General features: G+C 61.5%; 26 protein-coding genes. 12 read left to right on the top strand and 14 right to left on the bottom strand.

What is annotated here, in order from left to right; translation table 11 throughout:
* Positions 1 to 560: 560 nt before the first annotated feature.
* Together HMPREF1478_RS01760 and HMPREF1478_RS10800 are read left to right on the top strand one after the other, a co-directional pair.
* Complete coding sequence (locus HMPREF1478_RS01760) at positions 561 to 1,067, top strand: hypothetical protein (protein WP_148332940.1); 507 nt, start codon at positions 561 to 563, stop codon at positions 1,065 to 1,067.
* A 517-nt stretch (positions 1,068 to 1,584) separates the two neighbouring features.
* Positions 1,585 to 2,145: a hypothetical protein gene (locus HMPREF1478_RS10800; protein WP_232207404.1), complete on the top strand. Its 561-nt coding sequence runs from the start codon at positions 1,585 to 1,587 to the stop codon at positions 2,143 to 2,145.
* 71 nt (positions 2,146 to 2,216) lie between these two features.
* On the opposite strand, the gene HMPREF1478_RS01750 is transcribed toward HMPREF1478_RS10800, so the two are convergent.
* Positions 2,217 to 2,534 carry a hypothetical protein gene (locus HMPREF1478_RS01750; protein ID WP_016460361.1) on the bottom strand — a complete coding sequence of 106 codons (318 nt, stop codon included), beginning with the start codon at positions 2,532 to 2,534 and terminating at the stop codon, positions 2,217 to 2,219.
* A gap of 193 nt (positions 2,535 to 2,727) precedes the next feature.
* On the opposite strand from HMPREF1478_RS01750, the gene HMPREF1478_RS10200 reads away from it, so the two are divergent.
* Genes HMPREF1478_RS10200 through HMPREF1478_RS01715 form a run of 8 tightly spaced genes read left to right on the top strand, consistent with a single transcriptional unit; the run spans position 2,728 to position 11,036 of the window.
* Entirely contained in the window at positions 2,728 to 3,270 is a 543-nt protein-coding gene (locus tag HMPREF1478_RS10200) for a DUF6668 family protein (RefSeq protein ID WP_148332939.1), read from the top strand.
* Positions 3,267 to 3,563: a hypothetical protein gene (locus HMPREF1478_RS01745; protein ID WP_016460359.1), complete on the top strand. Its 297-nt coding sequence runs from the start codon at positions 3,267 to 3,269 to the stop codon at positions 3,561 to 3,563. The genes HMPREF1478_RS10200 and HMPREF1478_RS01745 overlap by 4 nt, the downstream gene beginning before the upstream one ends.
* A gap of 12 nt (positions 3,564 to 3,575) precedes the next feature.
* A complete protein-coding gene (locus HMPREF1478_RS01740) occupies positions 3,576 to 4,397 on the top strand; it encodes a DUF8175 domain-containg protein (protein ID WP_016460358.1) in 822 nt (273 codons plus the stop codon).
* A gap of 1 nt (position 4,398) precedes the next feature.
* The gene (locus HMPREF1478_RS10505) at positions 4,399 to 5,574 is read left to right on the top strand and encodes a TrbL/VirB6 family protein (RefSeq protein ID WP_016460357.1); all 1,176 of its coding nucleotides are present in this window, start codon (positions 4,399 to 4,401) and stop codon (positions 5,572 to 5,574) included.
* Positions 5,571 to 7,055, top strand: a complete 1,485-nt coding sequence (locus tag HMPREF1478_RS01730) for an SCO6880 family protein (RefSeq protein ID WP_016460356.1) — start codon at positions 5,571 to 5,573, stop codon at positions 7,053 to 7,055. The genes HMPREF1478_RS10505 and HMPREF1478_RS01730 overlap by 4 nt, the downstream gene beginning before the upstream one ends.
* Complete coding sequence (locus HMPREF1478_RS01725; RefSeq protein WP_016460355.1) at positions 7,052 to 8,482, top strand: putative type IV secretion/conjugal transfer ATPase; 1,431 nt, start codon at positions 7,052 to 7,054, stop codon at positions 8,480 to 8,482. Before HMPREF1478_RS01730 ends, HMPREF1478_RS01725 begins: the two co-directional genes overlap by 4 nt.
* A gap of 13 nt (positions 8,483 to 8,495) precedes the next feature.
* Positions 8,496 to 10,139 carry a type IV secretory system conjugative DNA transfer family protein gene (locus HMPREF1478_RS01720; protein WP_232207403.1) on the top strand — a complete coding sequence of 548 codons (1,644 nt, stop codon included), beginning with the start codon at positions 8,496 to 8,498 and terminating at the stop codon, positions 10,137 to 10,139.
* A 9-nt stretch (positions 10,140 to 10,148) separates the two neighbouring features.
* A complete protein-coding gene (locus tag HMPREF1478_RS01715) occupies positions 10,149 to 11,036 on the top strand; it encodes a hypothetical protein (RefSeq protein ID WP_016460353.1) in 888 nt (295 codons plus the stop codon).
* A 59-nt stretch (positions 11,037 to 11,095) separates the two neighbouring features.
* Here HMPREF1478_RS01715 and HMPREF1478_RS01710 read toward each other — a convergent pair whose 3' ends face one another.
* The 4 genes from HMPREF1478_RS01710 to HMPREF1478_RS10915 form a co-directional block, all read right to left on the bottom strand.
* Positions 11,096 to 11,575 (bottom strand): DUF4913 domain-containing protein, encoded by a 480-nt coding sequence (locus HMPREF1478_RS01710; RefSeq protein ID WP_016460352.1) that lies wholly within the window; start codon positions 11,573 to 11,575, stop codon positions 11,096 to 11,098.
* Positions 11,572 to 12,453: a hypothetical protein gene (locus HMPREF1478_RS01705; RefSeq protein WP_016460351.1), complete on the bottom strand. Its 882-nt coding sequence runs from the start codon at positions 12,451 to 12,453 to the stop codon at positions 11,572 to 11,574. Before HMPREF1478_RS01705 ends, HMPREF1478_RS01710 begins: the two co-directional genes overlap by 4 nt.
* A 90-nt stretch (positions 12,454 to 12,543) precedes the next feature.
* Positions 12,544 to 14,349 carry a relaxase/mobilization nuclease domain-containing protein gene (locus tag HMPREF1478_RS01700; RefSeq protein WP_016460350.1) on the bottom strand — a complete coding sequence of 602 codons (1,806 nt, stop codon included), beginning with the start codon at positions 14,347 to 14,349 and terminating at the stop codon, positions 12,544 to 12,546.
* The gene (locus HMPREF1478_RS10915; RefSeq protein WP_016460349.1) at positions 14,346 to 14,753 is read right to left on the bottom strand and encodes a plasmid mobilization protein; all 408 of its coding nucleotides are present in this window, start codon (positions 14,751 to 14,753) and stop codon (positions 14,346 to 14,348) included. Before HMPREF1478_RS10915 ends, HMPREF1478_RS01700 begins: the two co-directional genes overlap by 4 nt.
* Positions 14,754 to 15,332: 579 nt before the next feature.
* On the opposite strand from HMPREF1478_RS10915, the gene HMPREF1478_RS01690 reads away from it, so the two are divergent.
* Positions 15,333 to 15,560: a hypothetical protein gene (locus HMPREF1478_RS01690; RefSeq protein ID WP_016460348.1), complete on the top strand. Its 228-nt coding sequence runs from the start codon at positions 15,333 to 15,335 to the stop codon at positions 15,558 to 15,560.
* A gap of 31 nt (positions 15,561 to 15,591) precedes the next feature.
* Positions 15,592 to 15,984: a hypothetical protein gene (locus HMPREF1478_RS01685; protein ID WP_016460347.1), complete on the top strand. Its 393-nt coding sequence runs from the start codon at positions 15,592 to 15,594 to the stop codon at positions 15,982 to 15,984.
* A 59-nt stretch (positions 15,985 to 16,043) separates the two neighbouring features.
* Here HMPREF1478_RS01685 and HMPREF1478_RS01680 read toward each other — a convergent pair whose 3' ends face one another.
* From HMPREF1478_RS01680 to HMPREF1478_RS10970, 9 genes are all read right to left on the bottom strand, one after another.
* Positions 16,044 to 16,619 (bottom strand): recombinase family protein, encoded by a 576-nt coding sequence (locus tag HMPREF1478_RS01680; protein WP_016460346.1) that lies wholly within the window; start codon positions 16,617 to 16,619, stop codon positions 16,044 to 16,046.
* Positions 16,620 to 16,657: 38 nt separating this feature from the next.
* Positions 16,658 to 17,563 carry a Fic/DOC family protein gene (locus tag HMPREF1478_RS01675; RefSeq protein WP_016460345.1) on the bottom strand — a complete coding sequence of 302 codons (906 nt, stop codon included), beginning with the start codon at positions 17,561 to 17,563 and terminating at the stop codon, positions 16,658 to 16,660.
* On the bottom strand, positions 17,556 to 17,765 hold the full coding sequence (locus HMPREF1478_RS01670; protein ID WP_016460344.1) for a hypothetical protein: 210 nt from the start codon (positions 17,763 to 17,765) through the stop codon (positions 17,556 to 17,558). The genes HMPREF1478_RS01675 and HMPREF1478_RS01670 overlap by 8 nt, the downstream gene beginning before the upstream one ends.
* 179 nt (positions 17,766 to 17,944) lie before the next feature.
* On the bottom strand, positions 17,945 to 18,562 hold the full coding sequence (locus HMPREF1478_RS01665) for a hypothetical protein (protein WP_148332938.1): 618 nt from the start codon (positions 18,560 to 18,562) through the stop codon (positions 17,945 to 17,947).
* 40 nt (positions 18,563 to 18,602) lie between these two features.
* Positions 18,603 to 19,481, bottom strand: a complete 879-nt coding sequence (locus tag HMPREF1478_RS01660) for a C40 family peptidase (RefSeq protein WP_016460342.1) — start codon at positions 19,479 to 19,481, stop codon at positions 18,603 to 18,605.
* Positions 19,482 to 19,603: 122 nt separating this feature from the next.
* Positions 19,604 to 19,945: a glutaredoxin family protein gene (locus tag HMPREF1478_RS01655; protein ID WP_009054648.1), complete on the bottom strand. Its 342-nt coding sequence runs from the start codon at positions 19,943 to 19,945 to the stop codon at positions 19,604 to 19,606.
* A gap of 478 nt (positions 19,946 to 20,423) precedes the next feature.
* Positions 20,424 to 20,996 carry a hypothetical protein gene (locus HMPREF1478_RS01650; protein ID WP_034474797.1) on the bottom strand — a complete coding sequence of 191 codons (573 nt, stop codon included), beginning with the start codon at positions 20,994 to 20,996 and terminating at the stop codon, positions 20,424 to 20,426.
* Between the two features lie 321 nt (positions 20,997 to 21,317).
* The gene (locus HMPREF1478_RS01645) at positions 21,318 to 22,118 is read right to left on the bottom strand and encodes a ParA family protein (protein ID WP_016460339.1); all 801 of its coding nucleotides are present in this window, start codon (positions 22,116 to 22,118) and stop codon (positions 21,318 to 21,320) included.
* Positions 22,119 to 22,182: 64 nt separating this feature from the next.
* Positions 22,183 to 23,037: a tyrosine-type recombinase/integrase gene (locus HMPREF1478_RS10970; protein ID WP_353579746.1), complete on the bottom strand. Its 855-nt coding sequence runs from the start codon at positions 23,035 to 23,037 to the stop codon at positions 22,183 to 22,185.
* Between the last annotated feature and the right edge of the window lie 159 nt (positions 23,038 to 23,196).

The following is a 23,196-nucleotide window of genomic DNA, read 5'->3' as shown; positions in this document are numbered from 1 at the left end:
TCAAGGAGTTGGAAGCGTGCGGGGCGCTGACTCGCGAGGCGCGCTACGAGTGGTGCACGTCCGAATCGTGCTCGCGCACGGGTGAGCATAAGCATCGTCGTGGCACGGTCTATCGGATTCATCCAGAGCTGCGTATCGACATGCGCGAGGCCACAAGCGCAGATTCTGCGTCTGTGACGGAATCGTTGGAATCTCAACGAAAGTCTCACAGTGGCAGTATCTGCTCCAGTGAGGACACAGTGGCAAATTCACGTCGTTCACAGGCGCAGACGTCTGCGACCATTACTTATAGGAAAGAACCACCAATAGAACCACCAAACCTAACCCCCCCACCCCCTGTGGGTGACGGTTCGGTTGGGTTGGGGACCGGCTTCGCCGATCGAGTGGCTGCCGAGGGGGATTCTGCGTCGCCGGTGGCGACATCAGCGCCCCCAGAGGGTCGCAGAGGCCCTCAGAAGCCCCGTAGAAGTCCGAAGTCTGAGGCTGATCGTGGTGCTGAAAGTGCCTCAGAGGCTGATCTGGCGATTTTGGCGGCGTGTGTACCTGCGTCGATGCGGGTGATGGACGCGCGGGGTCTGGGCCTCGTCGTTGATTTGCTGCGCGAACGGCTGGATGCCGGATGGACGTCAGGGGAGATCAAGCGGTTGCTGGATTCGCCGTTGCCTGATCGCGTTGCTCGGATGTCGGGTTTTGTGGCTTCGCGGCTGCGTCGTCTGGTGGCTGTGGGGGAGTCTCCTCGAGCTCAGGCTGCAGCTGCCGCGCGTGAGCGTGAACGCCTTGAGGCCGAGCGAGCTGCCGCCGAGGATGAGCGCGTGGCGCAGACGGCTCCGTCGTTGTTGCACATGCGGATTCATGACCTGGCGAAGGAGATGGCTCCGGGGTTGTCGCCCGCTCGGTGCGCAGTGGTTGAACTTGCGGTTCAGCAGGCTCTTGTGGATGCGTGGCGTCGTGAGAACCCTCAAGGAGGGAAGCCGTCGCCGTCAGTGCTGCTGGAGGTTCTCGCGGCATCTGGTGAGCAGATCGCGGGTCGCGTGATTGCTGAGCATGTGGACGGGGAGGTGGCCTGAGATGGTGGATGTGGTCTTGTCTTGGCCTGCATGGGCCCGAGCTCAGCGAGGTTTGGGGGCTTCGGCCCGCGCGTGTTTGCGTGAGCTGGCTTCCTTAGCGGACGATCGTGGGGCCGCGATCGTGGAGATCAGCTGGTTGGCTGAGGCAACGGATCGGTGTCATCGGACGGTGTGGCGTGGTCTAGCGGAGCTAGAGGATCGCGCGCTGATCGTGCGTGAGGAGCGCCGAGAGGCGGGGCATCGCGCGCCGTCACGATTCCAGCTGGTCCGTGACCCCGCGGTTGCCGTTGAGCGGACCCGTGATCGGATGCAGAGCCTGGGTGTCGTCGTCGATGTCTTCACTGGAGGCGCGGTTGATCCGGATGACAACGAGGGGTTACGCGCTGTCCTTGTTGAGGCGTGCCAGGCGGGCTGGGTTGGACGGGGGGCAAGCCGGCTAGCTGTGACGTTACTGGAGCACGGTCCGAAGCAGTTTGGGCGTCTGGCGGTTCGCCAGGCACGCTTCGAAGGAGAGGTGGTGTCAAACGCTTTGGCTGATGTCTTGACGTTGGCGTGGCTGGAGGCGCGTGCCTCCGCTGCGTCGATGATTCGTGCCCGCCGACCGTGGGCGGTCTGGTCGCGGGCCGTTGAGTGCGCGGTTGCGGAGGAATCGTTGGCAAGCCTGGAGGATCGCAACGCTGTGACCACTGCGGGGATTGTCCCTGAGGAGGGCGTGCCTCTCGCTGGTGGGGCGGGGGAGTTGTATGTGGGGATTGATGAACTGACGGGACCGTTTGTGCGCGTCATTGACGCGTTGCGCGACGCAGGTATGCCGTCGACGCTCGCGTGGGCGGGTAGCGTGCGTATCGCGCAGATTGCGGCTCATGTCTCGGTCGCGAATGCTCACACGATGGCAGCGCGTGACGCCATGCTCGCTTCTCTTGGGGTGAGTCCTACAGCTGCCCGAGCGTGGATGACACTGCTGGTTGGGTCACGGCGTGGAACGGTCGCGAATGCTCTCGACGCTGATCAGAAATCGCTGCATGAACAGGCCGCTGTCGTCGCATCTGCGTGGCGCAACACAATGCTTATTGCGTAGATCACAAGGGCGCCTTGAGGTGCCTGACGAAAATGTCAGGTAGCTACGTTTCCGTTGGAGTTCCGGGCCTTTTATGGTTTGTCGGGAAATGTATAGCCGTCGATGTCGCGAATGTCTTTGATGATGTCGTCGATGAGTTCTTGATCGTCAATGGTGGCGTCGTGTTCGACCCATTCGCTCTTGATGGTGATTTCGAGGCGTTGGAAGACGCGCATGCGTGACATGTCGATGCCTTGGCGCATCGCTTTGTCGATGGCTTGCGCGATCGCGTAGTCGCGATCGGTGGAGGGCCAGCCTGCGGTGTTGAGCTGGCCACCGGCGCCGGGAGGGCGGCCGTCGAAGGTGACGGCCCAGTATTGGAGATGTTCAGGCTGGGAGTCATGGTTCATGAGGGGTGCTCCAGGAGGTGTCAAGTGATCTGTATTAATGATGCCATCTTGGCTGGTTGTCGGCGTGCACGTCGGTGTGCGTGTACGTGCTGACGGATAGGGCGTAGAGAGAGGAGCGCACATGCCGTCTTATCCGGATCTAGGTCTGACCTCACCTGCACAAGAATCGTGGCAGGCCCCTAAAGGTTCGTCTGTGCCGATTCCACCCCCGCCCGCTGTGGCCGCTGCGCGCCCGTTGGCCCCGGGCGTCGATGGGCTTGCTGTTCGTCGGCACATCCGGCGCTCCGCCGTCGATGGTGCCCCTCTCCTGTGGATTGTGGGTGCCCACGGCGGCGCAGGAGCCTCGACCTGGGCGCATCTGCTTGGTGCCGGTGATGCTGGTGTTGCGTGGCCGCAGCACGTCAACCCAACGCGACTTTTGCGCATCGTGGTCTGTTGCCGCTCAACTGCGGCGGGGCTGCGTGCCGCGCAGGACGTGGCTATCGAGTGGGCGTCGGGTGCCCTCCCTGGGCAACTCGTCGGCCTCGTTGTTGGGGCTGATGCCCCCGGGCGTCTCCCTCGTGAGCTCCGTGATCAACTCCAGATCACGTCGGGCGCATTCCCGCATTGTGCATTCGTTCCGTGGCAGGCGCACTGGCGCTTCGCCAAGGAAAGCGAAGTGAATACCGATCATTCGCGCCGTATCAATAAGATCGCCGCCACCGTAGCGGCATGGACCGAAAGGATACTCGGATGATGATTTCGACTCGACTGGCTACGCTACTCGGGACTGATACGTCGGTTGTTCCCGACGTGAAGCCGAAGACCATTGCAGGACTGGTGAGTCAGATCAGTGATCTGTTGGGCAATGCCATGTGGATTGGCATTATCTGCGGAGTGCTTGGATTAATTATCGCAGGCGGAATGATTGCCCTTCACAACCGGCAGGGCCCTGGAGCTGGTGGCGAAGCCGTAGAAAAAATCGGGTGGACCATTGCCGGTGTTCTCATCGTCGTGTCGGCGCCGATCATTATCAGGCAGTTTGTCTAAAGGAGCGATGCGATGAGCGAGAGCGATGAGGTAAGGGAACGAAGTCCATTCGCATCCCCATGGGTCATTGCGTCCGGGTTGGTTGTCATTGTCATTGTGGCGATGGGGATTGGACTGGGAGTTGGGCTGGCGCTGCGCGGCTCCAGTGAGGAGCCGTCGAATCAGTCAGGCCTGCCGACCGGCAGGCCAACGGTGATCACGCCGTCACCAAGTGCATCGCCATCGCTCATGCCCTCCCCGACACCCACGGAGGGGGTACTCGGAATGGACTACGTCTCGCAGCCATGTTACGTCGACGAGGTCAATATGTTGCCATTGGGGCAAACCCCTCGAGCGACGCGCGTGAGCACTGTCCAGGGAGGGCGGTCGGTCGAGGTGGCAACTAAGGCGGGACCCTTCGCTGCTGCAGATCGCACAAATCTGTCGTACTGCTACTCACATACGGCCGAAGGTGCGATCACAGCAGGTGCGAACTTCCTCCTGCATTCAACATGGGATGCCGAACGACGCGACTCGATCGCGATGGACCTTGCAGACAATTCCGACGGCGCCCTCGCCGGTAAGGTTTTTGACTCGAGTCGCTCGCAGGCCGGTGTCTACTCCATGCAGCAGGCACATATCACGGGCTACTACTACGAAATCCGTGATGAGAACAATGTGCTTGTCGTCTATACCTTCACGCTCGGAGACGATCCAAAGACGCTGACCATTCCACTGCGCATGACGTGGGTGAAAGACTGGAAAGTCGTCTACCCCGAAACCCCTGATGCCTGGGGAATCGGTGAACTCACTGATGAGGCAAAAACGCGCATCACCCCATGGAGCGTGAACTAGCATGGGGATGCTCGAAAACTTTGTCAGTGAGGTGACAAAGTCGCTAGGAGAAATCGTTCTCAATCTGGGAACGTGGTGGGTGAAAGCACCTGTCCCCTCGCTCATCATCACGACTTCTCCAGCATATAAGCTGCAGGATTACTTGCGCTTTCTCCTCGCTGCCGTGATGATCGCGTCCCTCATATGTGCTGGAATCAAAGTCATCATCGACGGTCGTGGTGATTCACTACGCCAAGTCGCCCAATCTCTTGTCACAGTCGTCGTCATTTCGGGAGCTGGGCTCGTGTTGGCATCCGCGCTCATTAGTATTTTCGATGACACGGCGGTGTGGCTCTTGGATTCGGTCACGGAAGAAAGTGCAGAAACCTTCGGTAAACGAATCATTCCGGTTCTATGGGAGAGTACCCAGGTTCCGGGTGGTACAGTCCCTGTTCTCTTGCTCGCGCTGGCGGGGATCCTCGCGAACGTCATTCAGATGGCGATGATCTGGATTCGATCGATCCTACTCATGGTGATCATGGGGTTGGCACCGATCATCGCTTCAACGATTAGCACGTCATGGGGGCGCGCATGGGCGGGGAAAATCCTGGGCTTCTTCTCAGGACTTGTCCTATACAAGTTGGCCGTATCGGTCATTTATGCGACAACAATCCTTTTCCTGACCTCGGAGAGTGGCCTGGAGGGGTTTGTTTCTTTTCTTGTTGGTGTCATGCTCATGGTTTTCGCGGCCGTGTGTCCGTTTGCGCTCGTGGGGCTGCTTGTGCCCACGGGAGCGATGATTGCTTCCTCAATGGGTGGGGTCGGCGGCGCGGCTACAGGCGCAGCGACGGTCGCCTCGGGCGCGGTCGACGTGGTGCATAGGGGGCATGTATCGGCAGATGCATCACCGGCGCCGTCATCTCATGACGGTGGAACAGGTGGATCTCCGTCAGGAGCTACTACTGCGCCCGATGCCGGAGCGGTGGGCTCGAGTGGTGCCGCCGGTGCAAGCAACGGTGCAGCCAGTGGAGCGGCTGCCGGGGCGGCCGAAGGTGGTGCCGCTGCAGGCGGCGCAGCTGCTGGAGCAGCTACTGGCGGCGCGGCCCTCATCGTGCAGGCCGTCGCAGATGGCGCTTCGCAGGCACAACAAGGCATCAGCGACATGGTTGAGACCAGTGCGGAAGGAGCACACGCATGAGCACGATCGGTGCAACAGAGACACAGATCCGTACGTATGGGAACTGGCGTCACCCACGCCTAGCGGGCCTGGGCAAACTGAGCTTCTTCCAGACGATGGCGCTACTGGCACTGCTCATCGTGTCAATCCTCGTCTATGGATCGCTTGGCCTCGCGCACGCAGCTGTTCTGTTACTTTCAGGGCTGTCCGTTTTGGGGGCAATGGAGATCAGAGACGCCCACGGCGTGAGCGTGTGGGACAAGATGGTTGAGCGTGTGTCGTTTGCTCGGCGCCGTCGAACTCGGCGGACCGTGTACAGGTCCGGGCCGATCGGCGTTGTCCCGGGTGGGCGCGCGCGCCTTCCTGGCCTGCTCTCAGGATCGCGCATCAGCGAGCATGTTGATTCGTACGATCGACCGTTTGCCCTCACCCACCACGGTAATGGCCACGTGAGCATCATTATGGGCGTCGCTCCGTCGGGTATTGCCCTGGTCGATCAGGAACGCATCGACCAACAGGTCGCACACTGGGGTGCCTGGCTTGCCGACCTGGGAAGCGAGATCGGCATCGTCCAGGCCAGTGTCTGCGTGGAGACAGTACCCGATACAGGCGGTGCCCTCGAGCGCCAGGTGAACGCTCGCCTCGACGCGAACGCTCCGGCGATCGCGCTGAGCGTTGTGCGCGACGCTGTCTCGCAGTACCGCTCGGGCGCGGCGCAGCTGCGCTGCACAGTGACCCTCACCTTCGACACGAAGCGCATGAGCGTGAAGAAACGCTCAACCGACCAGGTAGCCCGCGAGATCGGGACACGCCTGCCCTACTTGACGCACTCGCTGGAAGCGGCCGGGACGGGACCTGCCCACCTCCTCACAGCCGCCGACGTGACACGCTTGGTGCGTGTGGCCTACGACCCGGCGTCCGAACCGCTCTTCGAAGAAGCAACGGCCGCTGGACAGGAGATTGACCTGGACTGGGAGGACGCTGGCCCCGTCGGTGCCCGCACCTCCTTTGACTCGTTCCGTCACGATTCGGGCCTGTCACGCACCTGGGTACTGACTAAGGCACCGACAGGCGTCGTACAGTCGGGTGTCCTATCGAAACTGGTGTCAATCTCTCGGGACGTTGAGCGCAAGCGCGTCACCCTCTTGCTTCGGCCCATTGATGCCGCCATGACAGGTGACATCGTCGAACGTGACATGACGACGGCCGCCGCGGCGGCCGGCATGTCGAAAAAAGTCACGGCGCGCGCCGCGCGCGAGGTCGCAATCGCGAGGAAGAACGCGCAGGAGGAAGCTAGCGGTGCGGGTCTCGTGGACTTCACAGTCCTAGTGACAGCGACTGTGACGGGGGATGAGCTCGACGACACGGCTGCGGCCGTTGCCTCGCTGGCGTCCGCATCGAAGTTGCGCATGCGGCCTGCCTACGGAGCGCAGGATTCTGCGTTTGCACTCGCCCTTCCCCTGGGCGTCGTCCCTTCGTGGCAAAAGGTGTGGTCGATATGAGCATGAGGATAACGGTCGCGGATCTCAACCGCCCCGGCGGTGGCGGTGTCACGCCGCTTCCCCGCATTCACGACTATCGCGGCACGAGCGTCCAGGTGTGTGGCCTGTACCCATTCGTCGCGGGTGGGACCCCGCCACCTGTTGGCGTTCCCCTTGGACGGGCGACGGACGGGACGGGCGCGGTATGCGCCGACCCTATTAGCTGGTTTCAAAAGGGGCTTATCTCTGCTCCGTCGGCCATGGTTCTAGGCCTAAATGGCTTGGGAAAATCCTCTTTGATCAGGAGAATGGTTCTCGGTGCCGAAGCATTCGGCATCCACTCCATGGTCGTCGGAGATGTCAAGGGCGAATACGCCGACGTTATCGACGCGCTGGGCGGACAAATCATCGCGATTGGACACGGGAAGACAGGCCTGAACCCATTGGACGGTGGTAATGCCGCCGAAGCGGCGGAGATGCTGCGGGCAGCCGGGCACGTCCGCGAGGCCCAGGAAGTGACGGAAGCAGCTCACGAGCGCAAGAAACAGCTGGTGTGTTCGCTGATCCAGATCATTCGTCGACAGGCACCCACTGATCGTGAGGAAACGATCGTCGACGCCGCTATCCGTGTCCTCGAGGAGACGCACGCTGGCACGCCGACTCTCGCCGATGTTCTCCGGGTCGTCCAAGATGGCCCTGAGCAGCTCCATGCGGCCGCCCTCGATAAAGGAAAAACCGGAGAGTATGAGCGGTTGACCAACGACCTCGAGGCCTCACTCCAGGCCCTGCTCATGGGCCGCTTTGGATCACTGTTCGCAGCGAAGAAAACCGTATCCATGCGCATGGATACTTCCGTCGTTTTCGACGTGTCCTCGCTCATGTACGCCGACGAAGACCTGCAAGCAGCGGTCCTGCTGTCATGCTGGTCATACGGTTTTGCCACCGTCGAGGTCACTCAGGTTCTCGCCGACACGGTGCTGATTGCCCGGCAGCGCTATCAGCTCATCATGGATGAGCTATGGCGCATCCTTCGGTCTTCACCGGGCATGGTCGAGCGCGTCGATTCGCTCACCCGCCTTAACAGGACTGTGGGTGTCGGACAGATCATGATCACCCACTCCGTTGCGGACTTCCAGGCCTTACCGTCGGTCTCTGATCGACAGAAAGCACAAGGGTTTATCGAGCGATCAAAAATGTTGTTCATCGGCGGTGTTCCCCCCAAAGAGGTGCGCGAGCTCAGATCTGTCATGGCGTTCTCACACCGTGAGGAATCCCTAGTGTCATCGTGGAACGCCCCTGGGGAGTACGACCCGATCACGGGGGGTAGTGCGGCCCCCATCGGCCGCGGAAAGTTCCTTCTTAAAACGTCGGACGCACCGGCCTACCCATTCCAGGTTGACTTCACGCCGGTGGAATACGAACTGTCCAATACAAACAAGAGGTGGTGACATGTGGGACTCAATGAGTGATAGCGGACGAGCCATCTGGCTTCTTCTCATCACACTCGGGGTCGGTGGAGCATGCCTGTATGGTGCACGCGCCCTGTACACCTGGTGGACGGGGATCGAGTTGCCCTCGAATCTTCTGGACCTAGCAGGGGGGATTATTCGCGGTCAGCAGCCACGCGCAGTGGCCGTTCTCGCTCTCCTCATTCTCCTGACCGGCTTCGCGTGCCTGGTCGGTGTCACCCGGTGGCGACACCGAGGCCCGCGTCGGCGTAAACGCGGAGATAAAGTTGCTCGCAAGGCTGCCGCACGGCGCGAGGTGGCTGTTCTGGGGGAACGGGCGGTGGCCTCGCAGGCATCCCGGCTGGGTGTCGTGGCCGATTCTCCTGGTTTGCCGATCGGGCGCATGGTGCGAGGAAACGCGTGGTTGTTTTCGTCCTGGGAGTTCGTGTGCCTGATGATTGCAGGTCCGAGGACGGGTAAGACCACGGCGTGGCTGGTCCCGCGGATTCTCGTAGCGCCCGGAGCAGTCCTCGCGACCTCGAACAAGCGTGACATCGTTGATGTGACTCGTCTGGAACGAAGTAGATCTGGCAGAGTCTGGGTATTTGATCCCCAAGGGATTGCGGGGGAAGACCAATCGTGGTGGTGGAATATCCTGGCGGGGGTGAAGAATCCCGTTGAGGCCATTTCGCTGGCGGAGGTTTTCATCGATTCTCAGCGCGATCCAGGTGCCATCAAGGATGCGTTCTTTGATGGGGCGTCGAAAGATCTTGTCGCTGCGCTTGTATTGGCGGCTGCCCTCGGTGGCCGAGACATTCGGATGGTGCATGAGTGGCTGACGCGGCCTCTCGATGATGAGCCGGTGGGGATCCTTGAGCGTGCCGGGCAGATGATGACCGCACAGTCACTGCGCGGGATGATGAATCTGCCGGCAGAAACCCGAGGTGGCGTGTATGGCGGTGCCTCCCAAACGATGTCATTCCTACTCAACGATGAGGCGCTGCGCTGGGTCCTGCCTCCGACAGCTAAGGACGGTGAGACCGACATGATGGAGTTTCGCCCCACCGACTTTGTGACATCAACCGATACGCTGTATTGCCTGTCGCAGGAGGGCCGTGGCAGTGCATCCCCGATCGTGACGGCACTGACTGTCGCGGTCATTGAAGCCGCCCTCGAAAGCGCAAAAACCCAGCCTGGTGGCAGGCTCGCTCTCCCGCTTTTTGTTGCCCTCGATGAGGCCGCGAACGTCTGCCGGTGGCGCGAACTCCCCGATTTGTACTCCCACTTCGGATCTCGGGGTATCGTCGTCGACACGCTGTTGCAGTCGTGGAGCCAGGGAGTGAGCGTATGGGGCGAACCGGGCATGAACAAGCTCTGGAGTGCTGCCAACGTCAAGGCGTTCGGCGGTGGCGTCTCAGAGGACAAATTCCTCCAGTCGCTGTCGACCCTGATTGGCATTGAGTATGTCGATCAGGTACAGACGTCCTCAAGTCGGCAGGGGACCTCGAGGAGTGTGTCTGTAGGGGCAGCTCAGCGTCCGATTGCCCCGGTGTCGGAACTTATGGCCATGCCCCCCAACCGGGCGTGGGTGTTTGCATCAGGGGCGCCTGCCGTCTACGTGCGTACCGTGCCCTACTGGGAAACCAAGAATCGATAGGAGAAACCCATGAGTGCTGACCAGATCGAGCATCAACTATCCACGCAAGCCGCGCAACTGATGCGGGCAGCAATCATGATTGCTCGTGCGTTCGCTGTGCGTGAGGTGGACGCTCGCCGTGCGGCCGCGCGCGCCTCCCTCGAGCACGCTCGCGCCCTGCGCGTAGTCACCGAACAGCAGCGGCGTCTCGCAGCGCCGATCTATCGTGCGGCGCGCCGCGACGGCTGGTGGGATGACCCCAAGATCAGCGCGACAGAAAGAGCTCGAGTAGTCGGCTTAGCCGAGCGTTTTGCGCACGTCGATGAGGATGCGCGGGAAGTAGCGGCGGAGGCGCATCGGCGCCTGGAAGCCGAGGCCCGTGCCCGACAGGCTGCTGAGGCACGAGCTCGCGAGGAATCCCGCAACCCACAATCATTCCGAGACCAGCGTAAGGATGAGTTCGTTGACATGACACTCGTCTCTGTGGCAGAGCTGGCCGCTGTCGCGCCCCTCGTCGACGGGGAAAAGCTCGAGCAATCCCTTGAGGAAATCCTCGAGGAAATTCGTATGTCGGATTCGGTAGCCGCGCCTAAGCCCGCGCCTGACCGCGGGGACATCTATACGGCGACACAGATGCTCGCCACCGCGCCGGATACCCCAGTGCCTGCCCAGGCGCTGGATTCGCCTGAGCTGACCGACAACACTACCGCGATAGCGTGGGATACACCGCAGGCGCGTCACGCCTGGGCACAGCATCTGCTCGATGCCGGCGTCGACGCCGAGGGAGTGAGGGCCTTCACAGTCGCATCGCAGGCCCAGCCTGCGCCCGCACAGGACATGGTGTCGACACCGGTGAATGTGGCTGCCGACCGAGTGCCGGCCGCACCCCTCGAGGAGGTACACACGATCCACCGCTAGAGTGAACGCGTGTGGGTGAGGTAGCCATATCGGCTACCCCACCCACACGTTTGCATCCGTTATTGGCGCTCGTCGACGAGCTCGGGCGGCGGTGGCGTCGTCGGCAGTACGCGCCCGGGGTGGGGCGCGGAGTCGTCTTTGTGTTCGCCTTTGCGGTGTCTCTCGTCGGGCTGGCACCCCTTGAAAGGTCCATTCTCGGCCATGACCCGATCCATGATCGGGTTTAGGTACTGCACGATCCACGTTGCCATTGCCGTGAGCTCGCCGGTTGCCCGCAATCCTTCCCATGAGTGCCACAGGGCGGTCAGGTAGAAAACCGCCTCAGTGTGCTTCCACCACTCCGAGCACCAGTTGAGGCCGGTTCCTAGAGGGCGGTCGTAGATCTGCGTGAGGAATTCGTCGACGAACGCATGCACGTCCCTGTAGTACAGCTGCGGTTCGTCCCTCGGGGGATGATCTGTGGGCGCTACGTCCTCGAGGTCGCTGGGCGGCTCGACGTCAATAGGAGGGACATCCTCGTATGGGTCACGAGCATTCACAGTGATCGCCCTTCAGCTTCGTAAATGGTTGGCGTGGGGACCCATTGCATTGGTCTCGTTGTGAACGCCTGAGTTCCGAGATGTGGAGCGATCTTCCCGAGCATCTCAGGGGGAATAGACGAACGTTGAGTAGCTCGAGCAGCTGCCTCAGTGGTGGGTTGTGCTCTCGTGGCTGCTTTGATCGCTTGGGCGAGGGTGGGAACTCCCGGCGCATGCATGGCATCGTAGTGGATCTTGTCCAGGTCGTCGGAGAGTGTGGTTAGAAACGCCGTGAGACTCTCACGCCGTATGCCCATCATGTGGGGGAGACGGGAGAAATCTGGACTGGCGATGATGTTGTCAAGTTCATCGAGTGCATGTCCGTGGAGGCGGGCCCACCCACCCCCAGCGATGCTAGAGGTGTGCAAATCGATCATGGGGTCGCCGTTGAGATCAGTGAGAGTGAGGGTGAGGTCTTCAGTGTCGATGTCGACGATGGGAGCATGTGCGAGTGCCCACGTAGTGAGGGTGGGGTTGTCCTCGGCTAACTCGGTGACGCGCGCCATGATGTGTGCATGTGCCGTGTCCTGGCGAATACGATCTGCGTCCTCGCTTTTCCAGGCAACAGCCTGGCGTACATACTCTCGACAAGCTGCCTCCCCGGCCACGGTGATCGCCTGTTCGTCATCAGTTGTCGTGGGATCGTATACGGTTGCTTCGAGGAGACGGCCGGTTTCGCTCGTTTTGATGACGGTTGGCCGGTTGAACGTCCAGTAGTCGTAGAAGATCGTAGAATCCTCATCCTGGACCGGAGTCGAATCAATGACATTTGGATGCCGTGTCCCCAGGTGTAGACCAAGGCGCGCAAGCTCATTGCGGCCCGCGTCGATCGCGTTCATACGAGTCCCTCCAATTTTGTGGTACGAAGGCACCCGTGTTGGGCACCTCTCACCACTCATCGTGAACACGTACACGCACAACGCGGAGTCTTACCTGGATGGGCCGGAGTCCTTGTGTTGTGCCCGCTGGGCGGCCTCGGCTGCGCGGCGCTGGGCCTCATCCGTGCTTATTGCCGCGGGCTTGAACGTGCGCGGCTGACCACCCAGAACGTCACGCGGAATACCTGGCTGTGCACCTCGAGGCCGAGAAGACGCGAGCGGCATGCGGGCCGCGTCTAGTACGGTGCGGACACGGTGAAGGTCATTGTCAACCGACGCGTCGGCGAGGGCCTGGGCGTCGCGGACGATCGCACTGTCCTCCTTGGGTGCCGGCGGCGGGGGAAGAGACGGTACAGCCTCACGCTGTGCGGGCGCGGAGGCTCGCTCAAGACGCTCATAGGCAGACGCGAGGGCGTCGACGTCGACGCGAGGGTACGTGTTCACCCGATCAAACATCGCCTGCGCGTCGCGCTCAATCGCTGCGGCGGTGGACGCCTGGCCTGCAGCCTCATGCAGATTAGCGATCGTCTGTACGAGGTCGGCAGTCGCGTGTGCGAGGGCGACGGCCGCCATGTGGGGGCTTGACGTAGCGGCGATCGTGAGTGCAAGGTCTGAGGCTACGCGTGCGCCCACGTCGACCAGACGCTTGTCGGTTGGCCGAGTTTTGAGCTGTGCGCACCTGCCTACCTGGACGGCCGCACGCTCGAGCATGTCCCGTCCGCCCGACGTGCGAGCCGTAATCGCCTGGGCGTGCAGGAGTCCCGCGATGTCAGCGGCGGCGTTTGCGAGTCCCACGTGGTCGGTGGGGGAGAGGCGATCGAGGTGCGTGCGGAAGTGCTCAAGGGCGCGGATGCGGTCCTCCCACAGTGGCCCATCGTAGGGCGCCCGCTTTGGGTAGTGACCCTTCCAGGCTTCCACGGCCTCGAGGGCGCTTGAGGGAGTGTCCTGCCAGCGTGTGCGCAGCTGTGTGAGGGTGAGGTCGCGGGCGATTCTGCCGCCGCCCCACCAACGTGTCTGTTGCCCGTCCTCGGTGCGGAGCGCGGCGCTGTACCCGACTACGATGTCGGTGCGCCCGCTCGCAAACCTGGGATGCAGACGTACCCCGAGCCGACGAGCTCGACGCACGAAATCAGCTTCACTCGCTGCCGCGGTTGCAGCTGCGCGCAAACGTTCCTCAAGGACAGCGCGGTCCGTGCGCGAGGCACCCGCGCGCTTCGCGGCGTTCTGTGCGGCCGCGCTGTCGCACCTCGAGCCGCGACCGTGCTCGCGTGACTCCACAACCAGGAGTCCATAACGGTGCTCGAGCACGTTGCATGCCTTCTGAGCTCGCCGCTGGTCGTACCACGAGCTCCATTTCGTGCCATCCTCACGTACAACGTTCGCCGCGATGTGGATGTGGTCTCCGCCGTTTTTCGCGCTCCCGTGATGGATCGCGACCCACCGGCATGGCGCTTTTCCGTCTGACCCGGTAAAGCCCATCTCACTCATGAAGTCCGCGGCGATGCGTCCCCAGACTTCGTCCCTCAAGGCAGCTTCTTCTGGTGACAGGGAGAGCGAGCAGTGCCAGACATGGGTGGCTTCGATCTCGCCATTCCACTCCACCGCTCCGGTGGCCGGATTGAAGCGGCGTGCCTTGCCTGTGGGGAAGGTGCCTGTTTCATGCATATACGCGTCCAAGCGCGTTGCGAGCTCGTCGGCCTGCGAGACGCTGATCGTCTCCCACTCACCCCACTTGCGCACGATGTCGCGCGAGCCCGCGATCACGTGCGGGTTCTCGTGCTCATTGGCGCGCCCCGGCCCCACCAGGTAGCGCATGAGCCCGCCAGTGTCGCCGCCGGTGACGATGTTGGGAATCATCGCCGTACCCCATCGAGGCGAGCGTTAATGTCTTCGATCGTATCGGCCACGCCCGACACGACAGACGCAAAATCCTTGGGCACCTCGTGCACCGTGTTCGCATGGTGCGCAATCTGATTAAGGTTCGTCATCGCGCCCTCAAGCTGACGCCGATAGACACGAAGCAACTCAATCAACTCTTCCGCCTGAGCTGGCCCAACAATCTCCTCAGAGGTGGCGACCGGGTGAAGCGCTGCCTCCACCACAAACCGAGACAGCGACACGCCACGAAGATGAGCGCCCTCCTCAATGAGCGCGCGCTCCGACGACGTCAACGACACAAGCAACCGAGACCGCTGAACCCCTCGCACCGACCGCTGCGCCCTGCGAGCCGTCCGAGAATGCGACACTGCTTCACTACTCATCTGACTCGCTCTCCTCACATGTTCTTCAAGCCAGCGCAGCGATCCTTCGGACCACACTTCCAGTGTGCCATGTGACGCCATATGCGTCGCGCCAAAAGCTTAATACCGATATCGGTATTATACAGCTTGCTACGCGAATCATAGGTAGTGGGATACAGCGAAGACCGCGCATGACAGTGCAAGGACACAACCTTAACGTTCGCCCCCGAAAACTCAGCACAGTTTCTTCGTTCCGGATGGACCGCGAATGCGGTTCGTCCGGGCCCTCGACGCTTACGCTCCGTGCTCTTTCGGGCCGATCTTTGCGTGCTTTGCCGATGCTTTTGTCGCCTTCGTGTCGCTCGAGTGAACAGACAAAACGCTGGGAGACAACACGAGCCTGATGCGCTCATGTCGTTTCGGTTTGGTTGGGGTGGGGCCGTGCCCCCAATGGAGGGGGGCACGGCTGCCGCGTCGCCCCGCTCATTCGCCCGGCCCGCAGGAGCTTCCTTGCGTCCTTATGCTCCTTGTGCGTGCACACCGACACGGCACTAGTACCCGGCACCACACCCGGTGGTGCCACTAATCGAAGGGACGCACATGGATCCTCTACACAAGCTGCTCAAGAAAGACGAAGACCGGGAGGCAGCGGTTCGTGCACTCGGCGATGCTCATCACGCCCTCGATGACGCCGTCGCGGCCTATCGCAGTGCATTCAAGGCAGCCACCTCAATCGGCTGGTCGAAAGCGGACCTCACCAAGGCTGGCTTCCCTGACCCCGTCCGCCTCCCCAAGACCTCGGGACGTACCGCCGACGCCGAAGCCTGACGACTCACTCAACCCCTGAAAGGACACATCAATGAACGGCGTCATTCTCTTTCACATCGCGTGCGGCATCGTCATTGCCCTCACCGGATACTCGATCACCACGCTGCCAGCGATGCACTCTGATGACAGTTTGGAATCTGCGGCGCAACGGCGTCTTCCCACCATGATCTACCAGGTCGTCGGGATCGGTATCTTTCTCGCAGTAGCTGCAGCGATCTACGCCGGCGCAACCTACCTCGCCGCGCACAACCCCGACGACAGCGCATACAGGTCACTCACAAGCGTCACCGGCGCCCTACTCATCATCGTCGGTTGCATACGCATCATGACCACACGAGGACCGCGCCGGGGGATCGGAACAAACACACTCACCCTCATCGTTCTCGGTCTCGCGCTCCTCATCAGCGGCCCAACCCTCCCATAACAACACGGTGGGGTGGCAGCCCACTGGGCTACCACCCCACCACCCAAGTAGATGCACCACTAGGATCCATCACGATGCTTGGCGAGTGCTCGAGTCACCGTCGACCGATGCACCCCCAAGGCGGCCGCGATCTGCTTATGCGTCATTCCCGCCTGAAACATCGTCTCAGCCGCCTCCAGGCGATCCCCAGTCACCCGTGGCCGCCGCCCACCAACACGTCCCTCAGCTCGAGCATGCGCAAGCCCCCTGCGCGTATTCTCGCGAATCGTCGACACCCGTAGTTGGGCCAACACGGCCATGATCCCAATGATCGCTTCACCCATCGGCGTGGACGCGTCGACGTCCAGGAACGGCTCGGTCAGGGACCGGAGTCGCACCCCACGCTTGCCCAGATCGTGGATCACGTCGATCGCGATTCTCTCTGAGCCTGCCAATCGATCGAGCGCGCGGACAACAAGCACATCACCCTCACGCAGGTACTCCATACATGCATCCCATGCGGGACGGTGCTCGAGCCGAGAACTCACGCCGTGGTCGACGAACACCCGTTGAGCGCCGGCCGCCCGCAGCTCTGCTTCCTGCGCGTCCGTGGCCTGCTCACGCGTCGATACGCGTGCATACCCAACGATCGCCACGCCAACCTCCTGAGACATCAACCTGATTACCGCACACCCTAACGTGTGTATCCGTCATACTGTGTCGGCGTATACGGCCGTGTCGACAGCTCATCCGTGCGCTGAACGTGCGCGCGACCGGGTGGTATCACCCCCGCCGGAAACGCAGCTGACGTCACGGCATGAGCCCTACGTGCCTCGACGGGCACAATCGGTCTATGCTGCTTCTCCGCCTCGGTGAGGGGACGAACCGCGTAGGACAACACCTCTGCCATAGGACCGGCATCATGGCGATCCTGGTAGTAGAAACGCGCAGCTACCAACCCGTCGCGTAGCGGGTTGGTCACTCCCGCGAGGATCTGCGCCTGGGACACAGGCGCGAAGGCATCGGCATCCACGTAATAACCTGCATGATGAGCGAGCTCTGAGAAGAACACGAACTGGCTGCGGGTGTTTCCCTCGCGAAACGCATGAATCTGGTTGATGGCGGCCCATCGTTGCGCGAGCGCGTCGACGAAATCATCGACGTCCAGGCCGCGCAGGTAGTCGGCATGACGAATTGCGTCGTACTCGCGCTCGGCTGCTCGCCTCAGCTCAGGACCGGCACGGTAGTACTCATGTGCAACGGAGCGATCCGTCGGATCGTAATCAGGGAATCTGGACACATCTGGTCCATACTTGACCAACGGACCAAGCATTGGGGTCGTACGCTCAACGCCCGCCCACTCGTAAACGTCCTGGAAGATATGCCGGTGAATGGCCTTCATGTGGTCGTAATCAAACAACCCCAGGATCGGATTATCTCGGAGCTCGATAAGGCGCAAGCTCGCCCAGTGTTCCTCCAACGCTCGCAACGCGCGTTCCGAATCAACCCCGTATGGCAACTCGCCGCCGCCGGTGAACTTGTTGCGCAGTACCTGAGTACCTGGGATGAAATACTCATCCCAACTCGGATCCTCACTCATGCGAATACCCGAACTTCTCGTACAGGTACCTTTCTCCCGCACTACCTGCTTCTTCGACCGTGAGCTCGCCCGTGGCCGTCTTCCACTGAAGGTCACGAAGATGAGCATCAGTAACAACGTGCCCAGCAAGATTCAGTGCCGCGTCAGCGAAAGCGATCGACGCTCGTGCTTCCTCATCGGTACGGATCTGATCGTTAGCCATAACGTTCTCCCTTGATTGATCGGCAACGCCGCCGTGAGCTTTCATCGTACGCCGGGGTGCATAAACGGTCAACCATCATCGTTTTGCACCGTTGGATTTGCACCTGGTTTCTGCACCCGATTTCTGGCGACCTTCCGTTCACGTTAGGACTGTTGCGTAGCGGGTGCGATAACGGCCGTTTACGCACCTGCCACCACGCCAAGATTCACGGCCGTCACGAACACCCACACACAGACGAACGCCGCTACTGAGGACACCACGAAAGCGGCGATCGCCGCACCGATATGAAAGCCGACGGACGGATTCATGTGTCTGACGCACATGACGTATAGGGCATGGATCAAGCAGTTCCACCACAGAGTCCCCAGAAACAGGAACGGAATGATCAGGGACTTGGGATCACCACGGTCGACTGCGCCCCCATAGAGCCGCACAACGGCGACAGTAACGACCGTAAGAAACGCCAGACTCGGCAGGGCCCACAAGCGCCACCACCTCCAACGCCACCGGCCCCTCGTCGGCACGGGCGTAGGACCAGGCGTACGCCACGGATTAAGCGGAGCGCTCGAGTGTGGAGTGACGATCGGCTCGAGGTAGCTCAGATCCTCCTGAGTGGCTGCTGGCGCTGCAACGGCTGTCTGCTCAGGCGCGTGTGTACGGCCCCGTTCCTCCTCGAGGGCCATGATCACCGCCCACTCCTCATCAATCGACAAGGCGCGAGGTGCCACGGGGTCACTGCTCTCCTGCGCGGACCGGAACGGGCTCGGTTTGCGGTGAGACTCGTCGTCGATGCTCATACCGTGATCATCCCCCATCGCATGCACACCTGCGTCCATCTCACACCGTCCGGCGAATCGGCCACCACGTCATACCCTGCCAATACGGCGTATCGAGGCGCGTCTCTTCGACAACGCCTCCAACATCGGGTGCATGCACCATGATCGGGTGCTCAGCCGCGTCTGTGCCGGCATAGACACCGATATGGTCAACGTAGCCTCCCGGCGTGTGTGAGAACCCGATCATATCGCCAATGACAAGCTGATCGCGGGCGATCGGTGCTGCGTCAGAGTACTTGGTGATCTGATCGGCCGTGCGCACCGATGCCGGGAACGGGTGGCCGAGCTCAGCATAAGACAGCACGATGAGGCCCGAGCAGTCCACGCCAGCGCTTGTTTCCCCGCCCCACACGTAGGGAGTACCCATGTGGGTACGCGCCTGCGCAAGAAGTGTGCCGTCGCCCGAGGGCTCCGAGGTCACTGTCTCAACAAAACTAGCCTGCGCCTCACGAATACTCTTCACATACCCCTGCGTCTCCCTAAACGGCGGAATCCCACCCCAGGACCTCACCGCGCCCGGCCCCGCATTATATGCCGCGAGAGTCAGGTCGACGCGATCCCCTGAGACGAGGCCGGAGGAAAGCCAGGAGTCAATGTTCTGAGCGAGCTCGCACATGTACAGGCCCTGCGAATAGATCGAATCAGACCCGTTGGTGATGTCAGCTCGCCCATCCCCATCCCCATCATGACCATGGGTGGCCCACGTGGCCGGCATGAACTGAGAGATCCCTCGAGCCCCGGCCGGGCTCGTAATCTGAGGGTCCCACGTGTGTGCGGACTCATGGTCAGCCTGCGCCGCGATCAGCGACGGCGATACAACGTCGCACGCTTGGCCAGCGCGCCACACCACATCCTGGTACGCCTCGGGCACACCCGACACGCGCCCACTCCCACCTCGAGCGTTCCCAGCTGGTGTATTCGACTCACTGAGCATCGCAAGAGGCATCAGAGCTGCTCCAGGAAGCACAAATAGTGCGATGACAAAGACACCCAGCCCCTTCTTCACAGTGCCCTGCCTCGATGTGCCTGCACCTCGGCCGCCGGAGCGGGCACATGGACCTGAGCTCCTTGAACAGTCAGGCGCGCTGGCGTAGCGGCATCAACGATCGCGCGAATCCGATCGGGGCGAAAACCCGCGCTCCTCGAGGTGCCATCGTCAAGGATTGGAGCCTGCAGCAGTCCCTCGCTGCGCATCTGCTCGACGAGATCCGGGCGCCCGCTCAGGTCAATCACCTCGTAGGTGATACCAGCGCGATCCAACGCCTGGCGCGTGAGGCGACACGACGGGCAATTCGGCGTCGTGTAGATCGTAAGCGTCGGGGTATCCGGGGTAGGGTTCATCATGATTCCTCCTTCGCCCCTCCCCGTAACACCGTGAACGCACACGCCCCCTTCTGCGTGGCCACGCCAATGTGGCATACTAAAGGGGAGCCGAACAGCGTCACCTGTCCGACTCCCCGGGTATCCGGGCTGGTCTCAGCGCCCGATGAGAGCGCTGAGTAGGAATGCAATCGCCCAGATCAGCTGCGGCAGTGTCGTTACCACTGCTACAGCGATCTGGGCTTTCTGCTTCCCATCCAGACCCGGCCGCCTCGAGTGAGGCGGCCGATGGCCTTTCGTCATCACCCAGTCACCTCCTCTCGTCGGTGTCAACTCCCCGGCAGGAATACTGCTGGTCCGGGGTCGACGCCGCGGAGGCCCCACAATTCTCTCACGCACACCCATCAACGGCACTAATGCTGCATCCCATTGCTGGCAGTGCTGGCAATACCGACATTGCTGGCATTCAGCGGGGGTGTTAGATCCGCCTGCGGGTGCCGCGTCAACTGTCTTTCGGGGGAAATGGAATTGGAGACTTCCACGTGGCCGCTGTCCCATCAGGCCGAATCCAACGCACGCGGATAGCCCTCGATCCTGACGCTCCCAATGTTTCGGCATATAGGAAGGGGAGGGAAGCATTGGAATCGATGCTCCTCGATTCCAGGCCGTCATCAACCCTGAAGTAGACGTGCTCCGCGAGGCATTCAATTTCAACATCGTCGACGGTCTCCGCACCCGTGTTCACCAGCAGGTAAAGATCGCCGCTGGCCCAGCGCAACTCCCACGGTGGTGCTTGCTGCTGTTTTGCGACGGCATCTGCCAGCACTTCCAGAGATTGGGCCACCTTCTCGGCTGCTTCTCTCTCTTCCTTCGACTTGCGCGCCTGAAACACCGAAACGACGGCGCAGGCAGCGGAAACCAAGCCACCAATGACTCCCAGCAGACTAAGGCACCCTTGAAAGTCCATGATCACCCTCTCTTCCCTCCCATCGAGGTTCTTCGATGAAAAGCACGTTGCTTGGAAACCAATCCTACCGTCGCCCCTTGGGAATCCTGTCTGCTGCAAGCGGCTCATACCTGCGCCCCCGCTTCTTCTCTGCCCGAGCGAGTGCGGCAGTCATCGCCTCGACGATCCACGCCTCGAATGAGGCAGGTCCCCCCTCGAGCACGCCGTCGATGTATGCCGCGCGACACCGGCCAGCAATGTCGGCACTCACTCGCGCAGTCACCTTGACAATACGCTCATCCGTATCGCCAGCATTGCCAGCATTGCCAGCGTTGACGGCTTTGCTGGCGCGTGTGGCACGGCTGGTAGGTGTCGTCTCCTGTGGGGGTGCGATAACGGCGGCGGGACCCGTGCTGAGGTCTGACTTGATCGGTGTTGGCCTACGCGGAGTCATCGGCCGTTCTCCTCGAGGTTGGTGAGCATGGTTGCAGCGTGGTGCGCGTAAGTCTCCAACAACTCGGCGGGGGCGCCGGGGTACTCATCGAGGCCCATTTGGGCCTCCGCAGCGTCGGAGATCACCACGCGCCGGGGGATCGGTGGGTCGAACAGAGGAAGTCCTTTCGACCTGCAGGCTTCTCGCACGTCGTCGATCCAATGCGAGCCAGCGACAGTACCCGCCTCGTGCATGTTTACCAGGACCCCAACGACGCATAGAGTCGGATTGAGGTAGTGCCGTGCAATACTGATCGTGTTGAGCAGATGTGCCAGGCCTGTTGTCGACAGTAGCTTCGATTGGGTGACGATGAGAACGCCATCGGCCGCGGCCAGTGCATTCGAGGTCAGTAGATCCAAAGCCGGTGCACAGTCGATCAGAACGACGTCAAAGTCTTCATGGATGAGGGCGAGTTGTTCGCCGAGTCTCACCTCGCGGCCAGGGCCAGCGATGACCAGCTCGTCGCGTACAGCTGCCAAGGCCTCACCTCCTGACGGAGCGAGGAATACGCGCTCCCACATGGTGGTTGTAATGACGTCGGGGAATGAAAGGTCGGAGCGTGTTGACAGGGCGTTGGCCACCCCTGCCTGATTCTCAACCAGTGGAGGGGAAGCAAGCAGAGAGCTGGCGTTGGCCTGGGGATCCAGGTCGACGACCAAGACGCGGTGACCGACGTGGGCCAGGGCGTTGGCAAGGTGGAAGGTGGTCACTGTCTTGCCGACTCCACCCTTCTGATTGGCGATTGCGATGACGTGCATGATGGTTTCTCATTTCTCTGAAATCGTTGGGACTGTTAACGGCTGGCATTGCCAGCCGTGCCGGTTAGGCTGGCTGTGCTGGCAATATCGGGCTGTTTGGAGATGCTGGCGAGTGGATGCGGGTTGCTGCGAGAACTGCGTTGCGAGCTCGGGGGGATGGCGCGATGTAGCGGACGGTAGTCTGGAGCGATGCATGGCCCAGGAGTTCGCGCACAGTGAGCAGGTCATGCTCGGCCGAGTACGCCTTCGTTGCGTACCGATGGCGTAGCTTGTGCAGCGTCCATGTGCCAGGCAGAATACGGCGTCCGATCTGTGAGACGGAATTGGCGGCCATATGTCCGCCGCAGCGCCCAGGAAATGCGAACTGCCCCGTCGATGCGCATCTGTCGGTGATTGCTCGAGCCAGGTCAGCCGTGATCGGTACAGTTCTCGTCCGTCCCCCCTTCCCTCGCACGAAGAGGTTCCAGCCGTCAGCATCCTCGTATACATCACCGGCCTCGACCTGAGCGATCTCCACGCACCGCAGGCCAGCCTCGGCCGCCAACCGCAGAATGAGAGCATCACGTGGACTCGCACGATCAACACAGTCGACCAGGACGGAGTCAGGGATGGGGCGTGGGGCTCCTGAGGGGCGGCGTATGCGCGGGAGCACAGCGGCGATGTTGCCACAATGGGAAGTGGAGTCGAGCCATCCGAAGAACTTCCGGAACGTGCTGTAGTAGGCGTGTCTCGTTTCATTGGCCCATGTCCGCAGGCCACACCACTCCACCAAGGATCCTGGATCAAGATCTGTGGGAGAGGTGTCGGGGAACGCGCGAGCCAGTTGCAGCACATGGTTCCGTTTAGTGCGGATTGAGGTCGCAACGAGCCCCTGAGAGCGCAGGAAGACGATGAAGTTGTCAACGTGCTCCTCCCACATCAGAGGCGTCGGCAGTTCCAAGACATGATGACGGTGAGTGCTCATGGTCCTCAACGTTTCCACCTACGCGGAAATGACAGGACCCAGCGTTCGCTGCTGGCAATAGTGGCGATGCTGGCTTAGCTGGCAGTGCCGGTAATGCTGGCATACATGACAATG

Origin of the sequence: Actinomyces sp. HPA0247, assembly GCA_000411415.1 — a bacterium.
Classification (GTDB): domain Bacteria; phylum Actinomycetota; class Actinomycetes; order Actinomycetales; family Actinomycetaceae; genus Pauljensenia.
The sequence above is the reverse complement of the archived record's forward strand: the minus strand, read 5'-3'. Positions and strand labels throughout refer to the sequence as shown.